Genomic DNA, 14,704 nt, shown 5'->3' with positions numbered 1-14,704 from the left:
CGGGCCGCGAACGGGCAATGCTCGATCTCGCTTCGCTCGAAAGACGTGGTTGTGGTGAGCTGGGCGCGTTTGATTCGAGGTGGACGCGGGGTGCACGTGACTCGGCGGGGGCAGGCCGGGGGTCGGCTTAGGGCTTGTGTCGCCGTGTATGCGGCGGCCGCTCTAGCGTGGGTTTTTCCAGCGCCTGCGGCGCTTGGTGTTCGAGGCTCCCTTGTGGCTGGTGTCCGAGCGGACCGCGAATAGCGGATGCTCGGTCACGCTTCGCTCGGAACCTGTGGTTGCGTATAGGGGGATTGTGTCGTCTGAGCTGTGCCGTTGAGGATGCCCGTGGTGACTGCGGGGGCCGGTGCTCGCTCAGGCTCGGGAGGGGTTCTCGCGGCGTGGTCGAGCGATGTGGTCGCGGGGGCGAGTGTGCGCGGTGGGGTCAGCGGTCGAGGCGGCTGCGGAGGGTTGCGGTGGTGAATTCGGTGGCGGCTATGCGGAGGCGGTGGTGGCGGGGGACTACGGCGCGGTGGTCGAAGACGGCGTAGTCGCTGCGTTCGATGTGGCGCAGGATGTCGGCGTAGAGGGTGGCCGCGGTGCGGATGGCGGGGCGCACGCGCGGTTCGAGCAGGTCGATGCCCGGTTCGGCGCGGCGGTAGAGATCCCGGTCGACGGCGATGAGGTGGGCGAGGGCGCGGCGCACGCGCGGATCGGTTCGTCCGGTGCGGTGGCACTCGCGCAGCAGGTCCTCGTCGACGCCGAACGCGGTGAGGGCGTCGGCGGGCAGGTAGACCCGGTCGCGGTCGAGATCCTCGGCCACGTCGCGCAGGAAGTTGGTCAGCTGGAACGCCTCGCCCAGTGCGGCGGCAGCCGGCTCGGCCTCGGCCACCGGGACGACGGTGCCGAGCACCGGGAGGAGTTGCAATCCGATGGCGGCCGCGGAGCCGCGCATGTATTCGCGCAGCTCGGCCATGGTGGCGTAGCGATTCCGGAAGCCCGGGGCGTCCGGCACGTCCATGCGCATGGAATCCAGGAACGTCCAGAAGTGCTGTGCGGGAATGCCGTAGCGGCGGATGGTGTGGGTGACGGCGGCCAAGACGAGCGTGCGCGGTCGTTGATCGGCTTCCGCGGTCCATCCCGGCTCCGGGTTCCCGGCAACGGGAAGCGGCGCATCGCTCGAAGTGCCCGGCTCGCCGGTGTCCGATCCGAGCGCGGCGCGCAGGTCCCGTTCGATGAGGTCGAGTTCCGCTGCCGGATCCTCCTGCGGCGCGGGCCGCCCCGCGCGGTCGACGATGTCGTCCACCATTCGCGCGAACGCGTAGAGCGCGTGCACCGCGGGGCGTCGCTCGGCCGACAGCAGCCGGGTGGCCAGGAAGTAGGTGCGGCCGTGCGTGGCGGCGATCTGCCTGCACTCGCGGTAGGCGAGCGGCAGCAGGGCGGAACCCGGTAGCCGAGCTTCGGTCATGGACCAGCGGGCGAAGCGGTGGCCTCAGCGGAGGTGACCGCGACATTGTTCGGTGGCGCGGCGCGCAGGCGCAGCGGGTCCACCGTGCGCAGCGACAGCGCCGCCACGACCGCGGCGAAGGTGGCCGCCACGACGTGCCAGAAGTTGTACAGGCCGATCGAACCGTCCGGCTGGAAGACCAGCATGAGCCAAGTGCATACGCCGACCAGCGCCATCAGCGTCGTGGTGGACAACGCGAACCCGGCGGCCAGCGCCAGCGGCCACGAGTAGTACCAGGGCAGTGCGGCGGGCGAGAGGATGACGATCGCGACGAACGCGATCAGGATGCCGAGCACCGCCTCCCGCTCGCTGTGCCGGAATCGCCACCAGGTCAGGGCCAGCACGGCGACCAGGGCCAGCGCGCACAGCGCGCGGGTCACCTCGAGCACCGATTCCAGCCGCAGCGGCGTGATCCAGGTGGTCGCGTGCGCCATGACGGTCGGCAGCGACAGCCAGTTGATGATCTTCTTCGACCCCGACAGCGCGGTCAGCCAGCCGATGCCGACCCCGGCGATGGCCGAGGCGGCGACGAACACGACGGCGAACACGCTCAGGCCGAGCCCGGCGATCTTGGCGAACATCAGCGCCGGATGCGGCATGTCCTCGGTCGGCTCCGCGGCATCGCCGGGTTGCTCGCTGGCGGGCAGGTGGGCCGGGTCGCGCCCGACCCGCTGTGCGGCGCGGCGTTCACGTTCGTGCAGCATCCAGATCCACACCAGGAACGGCAGCGCAACGCCCGCGGTCGCCTTGATGGCCACCCCGATCGCGACGACCACGATGCCCGCCACGTGGTGGCGCTCGAGCACCAGCGCGATGCCCGCGCACATCAGGCCGACCATCAGCATCTCGTTGTGCACGCCGCCGATCAGGTGGATCAGCACCAGCGGGTTGAGCACCGCCAGCCACAGCGCCACGGTGGGCTTGCCGCCGAGGTGCTTGGTCAGATACGGCACGGCCCACATCATCAGCGCAAGGCCGGGCAGCATGACCAGCCGCATCGCGATGGTGCCCGCCACCACGTTGTCGCCGGTCACGGCGGTGATGGCCCGCCCGAGCAGCAGGAAGACCGGGCCGTACGGCGCGGTGGTCGTGGTCCACACCGGGCTCACATTGTCCAGCAGCACACCGGGATTCGCGACCGGCCCGACCTGGTAGGGGTCGAAACCGTCGCGCAGCAGCGCGCCCTGGGCGAGGTAGGAGTAGGCATCGCGGCTGAACATCGGCACGGCGAACAGCAGCGGCGCGATCCAGATGCCGACGATGGCGCGCAGCTCGTTGAGCGTCACCTCCGCGCCGGTCCGGTCGCCCGTGCCGATCGTGGCGCGCCCGAGCCGGACCCAGGCGGTGATCATGAGCAGCACGCCGATCCAGATGCAGATGGTGGACAGCGCGTAGCCGTGCCCGAAGCGCAGCCAGGACAGGTGCATGGCCTCGAGCAGCGGGTCCCGCTTGCGGACGCTGCCCGCGCCGAACCCGCCGAAGGTGATCATGATCGCGCCGAAGAAACCGAGCAGGGCGGCGTGCCCCTCCGGGCTCCTGGCGAAATCGGCGCAGGTGCGCATCCACCACAGGACGCCGCGGGGGGTGGCCGAATCGCGGCGTGCGGAGGCGGGCGACGAAGGGTCGGTGACACCGGTGGAGGCGGCCTCTGCGGTGCGCGTTTCGGGGGATGCCATCTGGTGTCGGTCCCCCCGAATGGTCGGCGGTCGCAACCGCGAGCGAATAGGTCGGCGCTTAGTTTACGGCGTCGCTTCGAACACTGTCCGGCTGGTGCGGGGGGTGCCACGCGAAGCGTGCCCGAACTCGCCCGCTATGCGGTTTGCCGCCAGTTTCCCGGATAACAGTGCGGTCGGCACGCCGACGCCGGGAGTGGTGCCGCAACCGGCGATAACCACGTTGTCGCTCGAACGCGGGAAATTGCTCGGCCGGAACGGACCGGTTTGCCGGAAAAGGTGGGCCGCCGAGAACGGTGTGCCGGCCAGCATGCCGTGGTCGAACCACGTTCGCGGCGTGTCGAGCCGGTCGACCGCGAAGTGCTCGGTGATGCCCCGATAGCCGCGCGTTTCCAGCACGGTGAGCAACTCACGGAGGTAGGCGGGGCCCAGGCGCGGCCAGTCCAGGGGCGCGGCCGACAGATTCGGGCAGGGCGCGAGCACCGAGAACGGTTCGTACCGTTCGCCGCCGCGGGTGATGTACAGGTCGGGATCGGTCAGGGCGGGCCGGGTGAGCAGCAGGGAGGGGTCGCTCATCAACTTGCCGCGGCCGCGGCGGGCGGTGATCTCGGCGAACGTGCGGTCCCAGGCCTGGCCGAACTCGATGGTGTGGTGCGCCTGCACCGGCCACTGCGCCGCGACGGCGGCGGGGACGGTGCCGTGCGCGACGACCGCGGACGGCGAGGCGCGCAGCCCACGCCGGGGTCGCACGCCGAAGCGGTCGAGCGACCCGAGGTCGGCGGTGAGCACGAGCGCGTCGCAGTCGAAGCGGCGCCCGTCGGCGGTGCGGGCGCGCCGGGCCCGGCGGCCCGCGTAGTCGATCCCGGTCACTTCGGCGTTCAGTTCCAGCGTGCCGCCCGCCTCGGTGAACGCTTGCGCCAGCGCCGCGGCGATCGCCCGCATGCCGCCCTCGGGGAAGTAGACGCCGAGCGAGGTGTCCATATGCGGGATCGCGCCGTAGACCGCGAGCGCCCGAGCGGGCGGCATACCCGCGTAGAGCGCCTGGAAGGTGAACAGGCGCGCCAGGCGCGGATCCCGCAGGAACCGGCGCACCTGTGGACCGAGCCTGCCGAAGCCGCCGAGCCGCGCCAATTCGATCAGCGCGCCGCGCTTTTCCCGGACGCGCACCAGCTCCAGCGGCGAGTCGAAGTTGGTGTCCATGAACTCGGTGAACTCGGCCGCGTAGATCCGGGCCAGCCACGCGCGCAGGCGCCGGTAGCCGCGCGCCTCGGCCGGGCCGCAGGTCCGCTCGACCTCCGCGGCCATCGCGTCCGGGTCGGCGAACACCCTGATCTCGGCGCCGTCGGCGAAACGAGCGTGGTAGCCCGGCGTCAGCCGGTGGATGCGCAGCGGGGGCACGCAGGTCTGCGGCGTGCGACCGACGGCGGCGAGCGCGTCGGTGATCAGCTCGGGCAAGGTGAGCACGGTGGCGCCGGAATCGATGTCGTAGTCCGCCCCGCGATAGCGCCCGACCCGGCCGCCGGGGTGGTCGGCCCGCTCGAGCACCGTGACCCGATGACCGGCACCGGTGAGATACAGGGCGGCCGACAGTCCGGCCAGTCCCGCGCCCACGACGACGACGCGATCGGTCGGCCCCGCGACGGTCCTCATCCTTTTCCTCTCTTCGCCGCGGCGACGGCCGTCGCGCTCACGCGGCCCGCTTGGTCGCGGCCAGCGCCATCGCGCGCAGGCGTTCCTTGGCCACGGACGTCGCCGCACTGGATTCGATGGCGGCCAGCCCGCTGTCGGTGAGTTCGGCGATCCGGCGCTCCACTTCCTCGACCGCCCCGAGTTCGACGAGCAGCGCGCGCAGCCGCTGCACCTGCTCGGCGCTCAGGTCGGTGCCGATGCTCGCGCGCAGCACCGCGGCCGCGGCCGCGTCGGTCTCGTCGGCGCGGCGCAGCGCCTCGGCCAGCAGCACGGTGCGCTTGCCTTCCCGCAGGTCGTCACCGGAGGGCTTGCCGGTGACCGCCGGGTCGCCGAACACCCCCAGCAGGTCGTCGCGCAGCTGGAAGGCGATCCCGATCGCGGTGCCGAACGTGCGGTACGCGCCGATCAGGCCCTGATCGGCGGCAGCGATGGCCGCGCCCAGGTGCAGCGGGCGTTCGACGGTGTAGGCGGCGGTCTTGTAGCGGTTGATCCGCAGCGCGGCCTCCACCGATTCGTCGCCGCCCGCCTCGCCGTTGATATCGAGCAGCTGGCCGCCGAGCACCTCGGTGCGCATGTCGGCCCACACCGGTGCGAACCGGGCCACGGCCGCGGGCGCCAGCCCGGACGCGTGCACCATGTCGTCGGCCCAGGACAGCGCCAGATCGCCGACCAGAATGGCGACGCTGGCGCCGAAGTGCGCCGAGTCGCCCGCCCACCCGCGGTCGCGATGGCGCTGCTCGAAGTCGACGTGCACGGTGGGGAAGCGGCGGCGGGTGCGGGAGGAATCGATGATGTCGTCGTGGATCAGCGCGCACGCCTGGACCAGTTCGAGCGCGGAGCAGGCGGTGAGCACCGCGGCGGCCTCGGGCGCGTGCGGATCGCCGCCCGCGCCGAGCCACCCGGTCCACGCGAACGCGGGCCTGGTGCGTTTGCCGCCGCGTAGGACGAACTGCTCGAGCGCGTGGGTGGCCTCGACGAAGACCGGGCCGAGGCGCTCGGTCGTGCTGCGGCGGGTGGCGAAGAAGCCGGTCAGGGCGTCTTCCACGGCGGTGACGAAGGCGGGGGTGCCCGGCTGGGGCACGGCGGGGCGCGGCGTCTGAGTCCCGGTTCCGGCGGACAGAGGAGCCTCCAAGGTCGTGCGGATGATGGACGCACGGGGTCGCGGAGGGTGCCCGGGCGCTGCGGGTGATTCGGGGCCGGGCGGAAACGGTCGCGCGTGTCGCCCGGCGTGGCGAACGGGTCGCCCGATGCGAAGAATACGCGGGGTGTCCGAGCGACCCGACGGGGCCGCCACCGGCCACCTCTACACTGAACCGGTGACTTTCGACAACGTGCGGGGCAGCTCGACCCCTGGCCGGCCGTCCCGGACGCACCCGAACGTCTCTGGAACACCTTCGGTCGTACAGAGTCTGCGGGCTCACACGGGGCGCGCGGTGCCGTTCTCCGTGGAGTTCAATCCGCCCCGCGACGCCGCCGCCGAGGCGCGGCTGTGGCGCGCCGTGCGGCAGTTCGAGCGCATGCATCCCGCGTTCGTGTCGATGACCTACGGCGCGGGCGGTTCCACTCGCGACCGCACCGTCCGGGTGACCGGACAACTCGCGCAGGAGACCACGCTGCTGCCCGTCGCGCACCTGACCGCGGTGGACCACAGCGTCGCCGAGCTGCGCTCGCTGGTCGGCGCGTACGCCGACTGCGGCATCCGCAACATCCTGGTCCTGCGCGGCGACCCGCCCGGCGACCCGCTCGGCGAGTGGCACAAGCACCCCGCCGGCGTCTCCTATGCCGAGGAACTGGTGCGCATCGTGCGTGACCTCGGCGATTTCCACGTCGGCGTCGCCTCGTTCCCGCAGGGCCACCACCGCTCACCCGACCTGGCGACCGACACCGCGTTCCTGGCCGCGAAACTGCGCGCGGGAGCGGAGTATTCGATCACCCAGATGTTCTTCGACGTCGAGCACTACCTGCGCCTGCGCGATCGGCTCGTGGCGCTGGACCCGATCGAGGGCGCCAAGCCGATCATTCCGGAGCTGATGCCCATCACGTCGCTGCGTACGGTGCAGCGCGCCGAGGAACTGTGCGGCAGGCCGCTGCCGGCCTCGGTACTGCGGCGCCTGCGTGCGGCGGCGGGCGACGGCGGCGAGGAGAACACCGCGGCGGTGCGCGCGGCGGGCATCGAGATCGCCACCGAGATCGCCCAGCGGCTGATCGAGGAGGGCGCGCCCTGCCTGCACTTCATCACGCTGAATTTCGCCAAGGCGACCAGCGAGGTGCTGACCAACCTCGGTTACGGCGTCACGGCCGCGCCGGTCAGCGCCTGACGCGTCGTCTTCGCCGCCGACGGCGCGCCAGACCCTGTTCAGGCCGCTCGCGCGGCGCGCAGCCCCCATGCCTCGGCGAGCAGCCGATGCGATTCCAGGCGGTCGGCGTGCCGGTGGGTGACCGAGGTCACCAGCAGTTCGTCCGCGCCGGAGACCCGTTGCAGGGCGGCGAGCCGCTCCACGACGGTGCCCGGCGAACCCACGAACTGGGTGGCCAGGCGGTCATCGACCAAGCGCCGCTGCTCGGCGGTCAGCGGCGCGACGGTGGCGGGGTCGGGATAGTCGGCCGCGCCCGCGCCGCTGCGGATGCTGTAGACCCAGTGGCCGTAGCCGGCCGCCAAACGCTGTGCCGTCGCGTCGTTCTCGGCCACGACCGCGTCGGCCGAGATCACCACGTATGGCTCGGCCAGTTCGGCAGACGGACGGAACGCCGCGCGATACGCCGCGATCGCGTCCAGCGCGGTGCCAGGGGAGACATGGTAGGCCGCGGCGAACGGCAGCCCTAGCCGCCCGGCCAGTTCCGCGCTCTCGCCCGCGGTGCTGCCGAACAGCCACAGCCGCACCTGCGCGCCCTCACCCGGAACCGCGTGCAGCGCGACGCCTTCGGTACTGACGAAGGTGCCCGCCAACAGGGCGCGCACCTCGCCCACCTGCTCGGCGAAGTCCAGCGGCTGCGCGCCGCGCTGCTGCAACGCGCCCACCGAGGCGAGGAATCGCGACCGGTCCGGAATGCGGCCCGGGTCGAACGGCGGCGGAATCACCACGCCGTCCCGGATCACGGTGCGCCCGGTGGCCGTGTCGACCACCGGCTTGCCGCCCTTCGGCCGTGCGGTTTCCGACCCGAACTGATTGCGCCGATGACCCGAGCGGCCGAGTCCCAGGTCGAGCCGCCCGGGGTACAGCGCGTCGATCGTGCCGAACGCTTCCACGATCGAGGCCGAGGTGTGGTGCCCGACCTGCACCGCCGCCGAACCCACCCGGATGTGCCCGGTGGCCGCGGCGACCAACCCGATCAGCGTGATAGACGAGGAACTGGCCACCGCGACGAAGTGGTGTTCGGCCAGCCAGTACCGGTGGTAGCCCCACTGTTCGGCATGCCGGGCCAGATCGACGGTGTTGCGCAGGGCCTGCTGCGCGGTCGAGCCCGCGCTGATCGGGGACAGATCCAGGATCGAGAGGGGAACAGCCGGTCCGCTCATGACGGGTTCCCCTGCCGTGGGTCCTGCTCGCCCGCCTCGATGGCCACGCGCAGCCGGTTCTGGGCCGGCGCGACCGGGCAGGTCGCGAAGTCGGTGAAGGCGCACGGCAGATTCGCCGCCCGGTTGAAGTCCAGCACCACCGCGCCGTCCGCGTCCGGCGCGCCGACCGCCAGCGAACGCGCCGCGGGGTAGGTGGTCACACCGCTCGTCGCGTCGGTGAACAGCACGCGCAGGTCGTCCCGTTCGCCGAACGCGACGACGCGTTCGGTCACCTCGCCGATGCGGAACTCGATGGTGCCCGCGGCACTGTGGTGGTGCTCGAGGCCCTCGATCACCGCGCCGGTGACCACGGTCTGCTGCTTGTCGAAGGGTGTGAACCGCCCTGGGATCACCCAGCCGGGATCGGGCCGGTAGGCCGGGATGCCGTCGAAGGCGCGCAGGGCGGGCGCGGCCGGGTCGTGCACCCGCACGGCGTAGCGGCCGGTGCGGCGGATCACCTCGAGTACCCGCCGTTCGTGCCGCACCTGCAGGCCGGGCGCACCCTCGGCGGGAACGACGATCTGCACGCCCGCGATGCCGAGCCCGTCGTATGCCAGACGGTCGGCCGGTTGCGCGGTGATGAACACCTTGTCGTCGGTGACCCACCAAGTGCCGGGCAACTCCGGCAGCCGCTCGGGGCTGTCGGTGAGCCAGTGCAGCCCGGTCAGGCTGAGGAAGCCGAGCGGGTCGCGCAACCGGTCTTCGCGTGCGTGGTGCCAGTGCGCCCATTCGGTCTCGAAAACGCTGGTGATGCTGGTGGTCATGACGCTTTGGCTCCTTCGTGGGCGGTGGTGCGACGGTGCGGGTGGCGCAGGCCGAGGTGGTCGCGCAGGGTCGTGCCGGTGTACTCGGTGCGGAAGCTGCCGCGTTCCTGCAGTTCGGGGACGACCCGGTCGACGAATTCGTCCAGCCCGTGCGGGGTGAGATGGGGGACCAGGATGAATCCGTCGGCGGCGTCGGATTGCACGTAGGCGTCGATCCGCTCGGCGACCGACGCTGGCGTGCCGACGAACTGCTGGCGGGCGGTGACCTCGATGATCAGCTCCCGGATGCTGAGCTTTTCGGCTTCCGCCTTCGCCCGCCAGGCCGCGGCCACCGCGTGCGGATCCTTGGCGTGGCGTACGCGGCCGCGGGTGATCTCGACGTTGTCGGTGGGCTCGACGTCGGGCAGTGGACCGTCCGGGTCGTAGCCGGACAGATCGCGGCCCCAGACCTGCTCGAGAAACGCGATCGCGGTCTGTGGGCCGACCTGTTGCAGACGGATGTGCCTGGCGCGTTCCTGCGCCTCGGCCTCGGTGTCGCCGAGGACGAAAGTGGCGGCGGGGAAGATCTTCAGCTCGTCGGGGGTGCGGCCGTATTTGGCCAGGCGGCCCTTCAGGTCGGCATAGAAGCGCTGCCCGTCCTCCAGGGTGCCGTGTGCGGTGAAGATCGCGTCGGCCGTGGCCGCGCCGAACTCCCGGCCGTCGTCGGAGTCGCCCGCCTGCAACAGCACCGGGTGGCCCTGCGGGCTCGGTGGCAGGACGAATCGGGCGGCAATGTCGAATTGTGTTCCGCGATGGTGGATTTCGGGGATCTCCCGGGCGAACACTCCCGCTTCCCGGTTGATGACCAGGGAATCCGCGGCCCAGCTGTCCCACAGCGCCCGGGCGACCTCGACGGTCTCGGCCGCGCGGTGGTAGCGCTGACCGTGCTCGAGATAGCCGCCGCGCCGGAAGTTCGCCCCGGTGAACGCGTCGGAGGAGGTCACGACGTTCCAGGCCGCGCGTCCGCCGGAGAGATGGTCGAGCGAGGCGAATTGCCTGGCCAGTTCGAACGGTTCGTTGTAGGTGCTGTTGATGGTGCCTGCCAGTCCGAGCTTTTCGGTCACTCCCGCCAGCGCGTTGAGCACGGTGAAGGTGTCCGGCCTGCCCACCACGTCCAGATCGTGGATGCGGCCCTGGTGTTCCCGCAGCCGCAAGCCTTCGGCGAGGAAGAAGAAGTCGAACAGGCCGCGTTCGGCGGTCCGCGCCAGATGCTCGAACGACGCGAAATCGATCTGGCTGCCCGACCCGGGATCGCTCCAGACGGTGGTGTTGTTCACGCCGGGGAAGTGGGCGGCGAGATGGACGGGCTTGCGGAGCTTGTCGGTCACGACAGCGTGCCTTCCGTGCTCGTGGCGTAGCGGCTCGCGGGGCGGGCCAAGCCGAGGCGATCGCGAAACGTAGTGGTGGACGGCGGTTTCCGGTCGAGCGCGGACAGCGCACGCACGGCCGCGGGAAGCGCGAGGGGGCGCAGGACGACACCGTCGGCGGCTGCGGCGCCGTCCACGGCCGCGAGCAGCTCGCGCAGTGTCTCGATGGTGCCGAGGTGGCGCAGTGCGGTCGGCCCGGTGACCGGGTCGGCCCAGCCGTCCAGGGTGCGCAGTTCGGCGGCTGCCGTGTCCGCGGAGTCGGCCAGGTGGACGTCGAGATCGAGCAGGATGTGCACGCTGTCGGGGTCGCGTCCCGCGGCGGCCAGCGCCGAACGCAACTCGCCGCGCCGCGCCCGCGCCGCGTCCAGGTCCGGCGCGCCGATCCGGATCAGGTCGGCGCGGTGCAGCGCGATCGCGGTGTCGGCCGCGCCGTCGGCGCGCACCGCGACGATCGGCTGCCCCTGTGGCGAGCGCGGCGTGATCGAGGGACCCTTCACCGCGAAGTTGTCGCCGGTGAAGTCGATGTAGTGCAGCTTGTCCCGGTCGATGAAGCGGCCGGTCGGCGCGTCGCGGATCTCCGCGTCGTCCTCCCAGCTGTCCCACAGCCGGGTGACGACCTCGATCGCCTCGTCGGCCTCGTGCCACAGCGACGCCGCGTCCTGCGCCGGTTTGCGCCCGAACGCCCGCGCCTGCTCGTCACCTTCGGAGACGGTGACCTCCCAGCCCGCCCTGCCGAGCGTGGCGAAATCCAGGCTCTGGATCGCTTTCGCCAGATGGAACGGTTCGGTGTGGGTGACCGGCGCTTGGGGAACCAGGCCGATCCGCTGGGTGACCGCGGCGACCCGGGCGGCGATCGCGACGGCGTCGAGCCTGCCGCGGGTGACGCCGGGGCCGCCCGGCTGCACACCGAAGGAGTCGGGCAGGAAGACCGCGTCGAGGCCCGCCCGTTCGGCCGCGACGACCAGGTCGACCCAGTACTGGCCGGTGAAGAGGTCTTCGGCGCGGGAGTCGGCGCGCCGCCAGGAGGCGGGGTGTGCGCCGGTGCCGGCCATTTCGACGGCGAGGAAGAAGCCGGAGTGCGCCATCAGGCCGTGCCCCCTGCCTCGATCTGCCGCCGCAGCGCCGGATGTGTCCCCGCCGCGGCGACATCGGGCGCGGAGAGCAACGCCTGCTGCCACAGCGCGGCGTGCACGCCACGCGAGGACCGGACGACGCGGCGGTCCCGCTCGGCGCGAACGGGCGCGACGGCGTGGACCCGCCCGCTACCGGAGGTGTCGGCGGCACGCGGGGCGCGCAGGCGGGTGCGCCACCAGCGGGCCGGACCGGCGTCGGCGGCGGCCAGGCGGGCCGGGGGCTCCGGCGCGGGTGAGGTTCCGGCGTCGGTGGCGGCCGGTTTCCGATTGAAGGCGGAGTGCACCATCAGAGCGATCCTTTTCGGTCGGTGCCACCACGGGTTCGGCTTGTGGCCTGTGGTGGGTTCCGGGAGGCGGGAACGGTTGGTCGCGAAGGGAGCTGGGGCGGGCGCCGGGCGGCTGCGGCACGGCTGCCTGCACTGCCGCCGGTCCAGGACCCGGCTGTGGCGGTACGGCGGATTCGGCATCAGGACACGCCTTTCGCGACGGCGGGTGCGGGGATGGCCGACAGCAGCTCGCGGGTGTACCCGTGGCGCGGGTTGCCGAAGATCTCGGCGGTGCGGCCGGATTCGACGATGCGGCCGTGCCGCAGCACCGCGACATGGTCGCTGATGCGGCGCACCACGGCCAGGTCGTGCGAGATGAACAGGTAGCTCAGCGACAGCTCGGTTTGCAGGCGGTCCAGCAGCTCGAGGATCTGCGCCTGCACCGAGGCGTCCAGCGCGGAGACGGGTTCGTCGAGCACCAGCAGCTCGGGACGCAGCGCAAGCGCCCGGGCGATGGCGACCCGCTGGCGCTGCCCGCCGGACAGTTCGGCGGGCCTGCGCTGGACGAACCCGGACGGCAGCGCGACTTGCGCGAGCAGCTCCGCCACCAGGCGCCGCCGGTGCGCGCGGTCCCCGACCCCGAACGCGCGCAACGGTTCCTCGACGATCGCGCCCACCCGCCAGCGCGGGTCCAGCGAGGCGTAGGGGTTCTGGTACACCACCTGGAAGCGTTTGCGCAGCGCCCGCAGTCGCGACCCGTGGGCCCGCGACAGCGGTTGCCCGTCGAAGGTGACCTCACCGCGGTCGGGTTCGGTGAGCCGCAACGCGATCCGCGCCGTGGTGGACTTGCCCGATCCCGATTCACCGACCAGCGAGAGCGTCTCGCCGCGCCCGAGTTCGAAGCCGACGCCGGCCACCGCGGTCACGGTGTGGCCGCCGTGCGCGCGGAAGCTCTTGTGGATCTCGCGCAAGACCAGCAGCGGCTGACCCGTGCGCGGCTTGGGCGCCCGGTAGTCGCCGTCCGGGGCGAGGCTCGGCGAGGCCGCGAGCAGGCGCTTGGTGTACGGGTGGCGCGGCGCCGCCAGCAACTCGGCGGTCGGACCGCTCTCCACCACCTCGCCTCCGCTGAGCACGACGAGCCGGTCCGCGCGTTCGGCGGCGACGGCCAGGTCATGGGTGATCAGCAGCACCGCGGTGCCGCGCGCCGCGATCTGCTCGGCGAGCCGGTCGAGCACCCGGCGGGCGACTGTCGCGTCCAGCGCGCTGGTCGGCTCGTCGGCGATCACCAGGTCCGGTGCGCAGGCCAGCGCCGCGGCGATCAGCACCCGCTGGCGTTGCCCGCCCGACAGTTCGTGGGGGTACTGGCGCGCCCGCAGTTCCGGCCGATCCAAGCCCGCGTCGGCCAGCAGGTCGATCGCCCGCGACCGGGCCGCCCTGCGGTCGGCGCGCCCGTGCACGAGCAGGGCTTCGGCCACTTGATCGCCGACGCGGCGCACGGGGTTCAGCGACAATCCGGGGTCCTGCGGGACGAAGCCGATCCGGGCTCCGCGCAGCCGCCGCAGCGCGCGTTCGTCGCCGGTGTCGACCACCGCGCCGTCGAAGGTCACGGTGCCACCGGTGAGCTGGGCATTCGCGCCCAGCAGACCGATGACGGCCTGGGCGAGGGTGGACTTGCCCGAGCCGGACTCGCCGACCAGCGCCACCACCTCGCCGCGGGCAACGGTGAGCGAGACGCCGTTCAGCGCGGCGAGCGGGCCGGTCTCGGACCGATAGCGAACTCGCAGGTCCTCGATGTGCAGCAGCGGCGACTCCGGGGCGCTCACGGGTGTTCCCCCTGCGCGATCGCGCGTCCGAGGCGCTGGGCGGCGAGCACGACGGCGATGATGACCAAACCGGGCAGCGTGGTCATCCACCAGGCGGTCGCGAGATAATTGCGGCCCTCGGAGATCAGCGTGCCCCACTCCGGGGTGGGCGGCTTCGCGCCGTAACCGAGGAAGCTCAGCGCCGACACCGCCAGCACCGCCATGCCGAATTCGACCGCGGCCAAGGCGAGCACCGGCTGAACGGAGTTGGGCAGCACGTGCCTGGCCAGCACCGTGTACCAGCGCACGCCCGCGGCGTACGCCGCCTCCACGTACACCGCCTGGCGCACCCGCAGCACTTCCGAACGCATCACGCGCGCGAAGTTCGCCACCAGCGAAACACCCACCGCGACAGCCACATTGGCGGTGCCGAAGCCGAGCGCGGTGACCAGCGCGAGCGAAAGCAGCAGCGCCGGGATGGACAGCAGCACGTCGACCAGCCGCATGACGACGGCGTCGACCACGCCGCCGATCGCGCCGGCCAGCAGTCCGAGCAGCGACCCGGCGACGAGCGCGATGCCGACGGCGGCCAGGGTGGCGGTCAGCGAGAGCCCGGCGCCGTGCACCATCCTGGTGTAGAGGTCACGGCCGAGATTGTCGGTGCCGAACCAGTGTTCGGCGCTGGGAGCCAGGAACTTCTGCGCGGGCACGCCGGTCAGCGGGTCGCCGCCGGCGAAGACCGACGGCGCCAGCGCCCATCCCACGGCGAGCAGCGCGACGGCGGCCGCGACCAGCAACCCGGCGTTGGCGCGCAACGTCTTCCAGCTCACGGCCGGTCGCCGCAGGCCGGGCAACACCGCTGGGCGCTGTTCCTCGATCACGTCGACCACGAGGACCTCCTCCGCGAGCGGCGCGCCGGGCGCGGAAAC

12 protein-coding genes are annotated in these 14,704 nt (G+C 72.2%); 1 reads left to right on the top strand and 11 read right to left on the bottom strand.

Annotated features, from left to right (window positions below; all coding sequences use genetic code 11):
- Nucleotides 1-424: 424 nt before the first annotated feature.
- The 4 genes from HOV91_RS30915 to HOV91_RS30900 all read right to left on the bottom strand — a co-directional run bounded on the left by HOV91_RS30915 (nt 425) and on the right by HOV91_RS30900 (nt 5,980).
- Nucleotides 425-1,447 (bottom strand): phytoene/squalene synthase family protein, encoded by a 1,023-nt coding sequence (locus tag HOV91_RS30915; RefSeq protein WP_174188844.1) that lies wholly within the window; start codon nt 1,445-1,447, stop codon nt 425-427.
- Nucleotides 1,444-3,162, bottom strand: coding sequence for an alpha-(1->6)-mannopyranosyltransferase A (locus HOV91_RS30910; protein ID WP_174188843.1), 1,719 nt, complete (start codon nt 3,160-3,162; stop codon nt 1,444-1,446). Before HOV91_RS30910 ends, HOV91_RS30915 begins: the two co-directional genes overlap by 4 nt.
- Before the next feature lie 63 nt (nt 3,163-3,225).
- Nucleotides 3,226-4,809 (bottom strand): phytoene desaturase family protein, encoded by a 1,584-nt coding sequence (crtI, locus tag HOV91_RS30905; RefSeq protein WP_174188842.1) that lies wholly within the window; start codon nt 4,807-4,809, stop codon nt 3,226-3,228.
- 37 nt (nt 4,810-4,846) lie between these two features.
- Nucleotides 4,847-5,980 carry a polyprenyl synthetase family protein gene (locus HOV91_RS30900; protein WP_174188841.1) on the bottom strand — a complete coding sequence of 378 codons (1,134 nt, stop codon included), beginning with the start codon at nt 5,978-5,980 and terminating at the stop codon, nt 4,847-4,849.
- 184 nt (nt 5,981-6,164) lie between these two features.
- On the opposite strand from HOV91_RS30900, the gene HOV91_RS30895 reads away from it, so the two are divergent.
- Nucleotides 6,165-7,166: a methylenetetrahydrofolate reductase gene (locus HOV91_RS30895; RefSeq protein WP_174188840.1), complete on the top strand. Its 1,002-nt coding sequence runs from the start codon at nt 6,165-6,167 to the stop codon at nt 7,164-7,166.
- 38 nt (nt 7,167-7,204) lie between these two features.
- Here HOV91_RS30895 and HOV91_RS30890 read toward each other — a convergent pair whose 3' ends face one another.
- The 7 genes from HOV91_RS30890 to HOV91_RS30860 form a co-directional block, all read right to left on the bottom strand.
- A complete protein-coding gene (locus HOV91_RS30890) occupies nt 7,205-8,365 on the bottom strand; it encodes an LLM class flavin-dependent oxidoreductase (RefSeq protein ID WP_174188839.1) in 1,161 nt (386 codons plus the stop codon).
- Nucleotides 8,362-9,168 carry a DUF1684 domain-containing protein gene (locus HOV91_RS30885; protein ID WP_174188838.1) on the bottom strand — a complete coding sequence of 269 codons (807 nt, stop codon included), beginning with the start codon at nt 9,166-9,168 and terminating at the stop codon, nt 8,362-8,364. The genes HOV91_RS30890 and HOV91_RS30885 overlap by 4 nt, the downstream gene beginning before the upstream one ends.
- Complete coding sequence (locus HOV91_RS30880; protein WP_174188837.1) at nt 9,165-10,535, bottom strand: NtaA/DmoA family FMN-dependent monooxygenase; 1,371 nt, start codon at nt 10,533-10,535, stop codon at nt 9,165-9,167. The genes HOV91_RS30885 and HOV91_RS30880 overlap by 4 nt, the downstream gene beginning before the upstream one ends.
- A complete protein-coding gene (locus HOV91_RS30875; protein WP_174188836.1) occupies nt 10,532-11,659 on the bottom strand; it encodes an LLM class flavin-dependent oxidoreductase in 1,128 nt (375 codons plus the stop codon). Before HOV91_RS30875 ends, HOV91_RS30880 begins: the two co-directional genes overlap by 4 nt.
- A complete protein-coding gene (locus HOV91_RS30870; RefSeq protein WP_174188835.1) occupies nt 11,659-11,994 on the bottom strand; it encodes a hypothetical protein in 336 nt (111 codons plus the stop codon). The genes HOV91_RS30875 and HOV91_RS30870 overlap by 1 nt, the downstream gene beginning before the upstream one ends.
- Before the next feature lie 179 nt (nt 11,995-12,173).
- A complete protein-coding gene (locus HOV91_RS30865; protein ID WP_174188834.1) occupies nt 12,174-13,796 on the bottom strand; it encodes a dipeptide ABC transporter ATP-binding protein in 1,623 nt (540 codons plus the stop codon).
- Nucleotides 13,793-14,590: an ABC transporter permease gene (locus HOV91_RS30860; RefSeq protein WP_217441338.1), complete on the bottom strand. Its 798-nt coding sequence runs from the start codon at nt 14,588-14,590 to the stop codon at nt 13,793-13,795. Before HOV91_RS30860 ends, HOV91_RS30865 begins: the two co-directional genes overlap by 4 nt.
- Nucleotides 14,591-14,704 lie beyond the last annotated feature (114 nt).

Source organism: Nocardia barduliensis, from assembly GCF_013315795.1.
GTDB classification, from domain to species: Bacteria; Actinomycetota; Actinomycetes; order Mycobacteriales; family Mycobacteriaceae; genus Nocardia; species Nocardia barduliensis.
This window is presented reverse-complemented; position numbering and strand designations above follow the sequence as displayed.

Bases quoted from the DNA above. Each gene is read 5' to 3' on its own strand.
- crtI (WP_174188842.1), bottom strand. From the start codon at position 4,809: ATGAGGACCGTCGCGGGGCCGACCGATCGCGTCGTCGTCGTGGGCGCG.
- HOV91_RS30870 (WP_174188835.1), bottom strand. From the start codon at position 11,994: ATGGTGCACTCCGCCTTCAATCGGAAACCGGCCGCCACCGACGCCGGA.
- HOV91_RS30910 (WP_174188843.1), bottom strand. From the start codon at position 3,162: ATGGCATCCCCCGAAACGCGCACCGCAGAGGCCGCCTCCACCGGTGTC.
- HOV91_RS30915 (WP_174188844.1), bottom strand. From the start codon at position 1,447: ATGACCGAAGCTCGGCTACCGGGTTCCGCCCTGCTGCCGCTCGCCTAC.
- HOV91_RS30890 (WP_174188839.1), bottom strand. From the start codon at position 8,365: ATGAGCGGACCGGCTGTTCCCCTCTCGATCCTGGATCTGTCCCCGATC.
- HOV91_RS30875 (WP_174188836.1), bottom strand. From the start codon at position 11,659: ATGGCGCACTCCGGCTTCTTCCTCGCCGTCGAAATGGCCGGCACCGGC.
- HOV91_RS30885 (WP_174188838.1), bottom strand. From the start codon at position 9,168: ATGACCACCAGCATCACCAGCGTTTTCGAGACCGAATGGGCGCACTGG.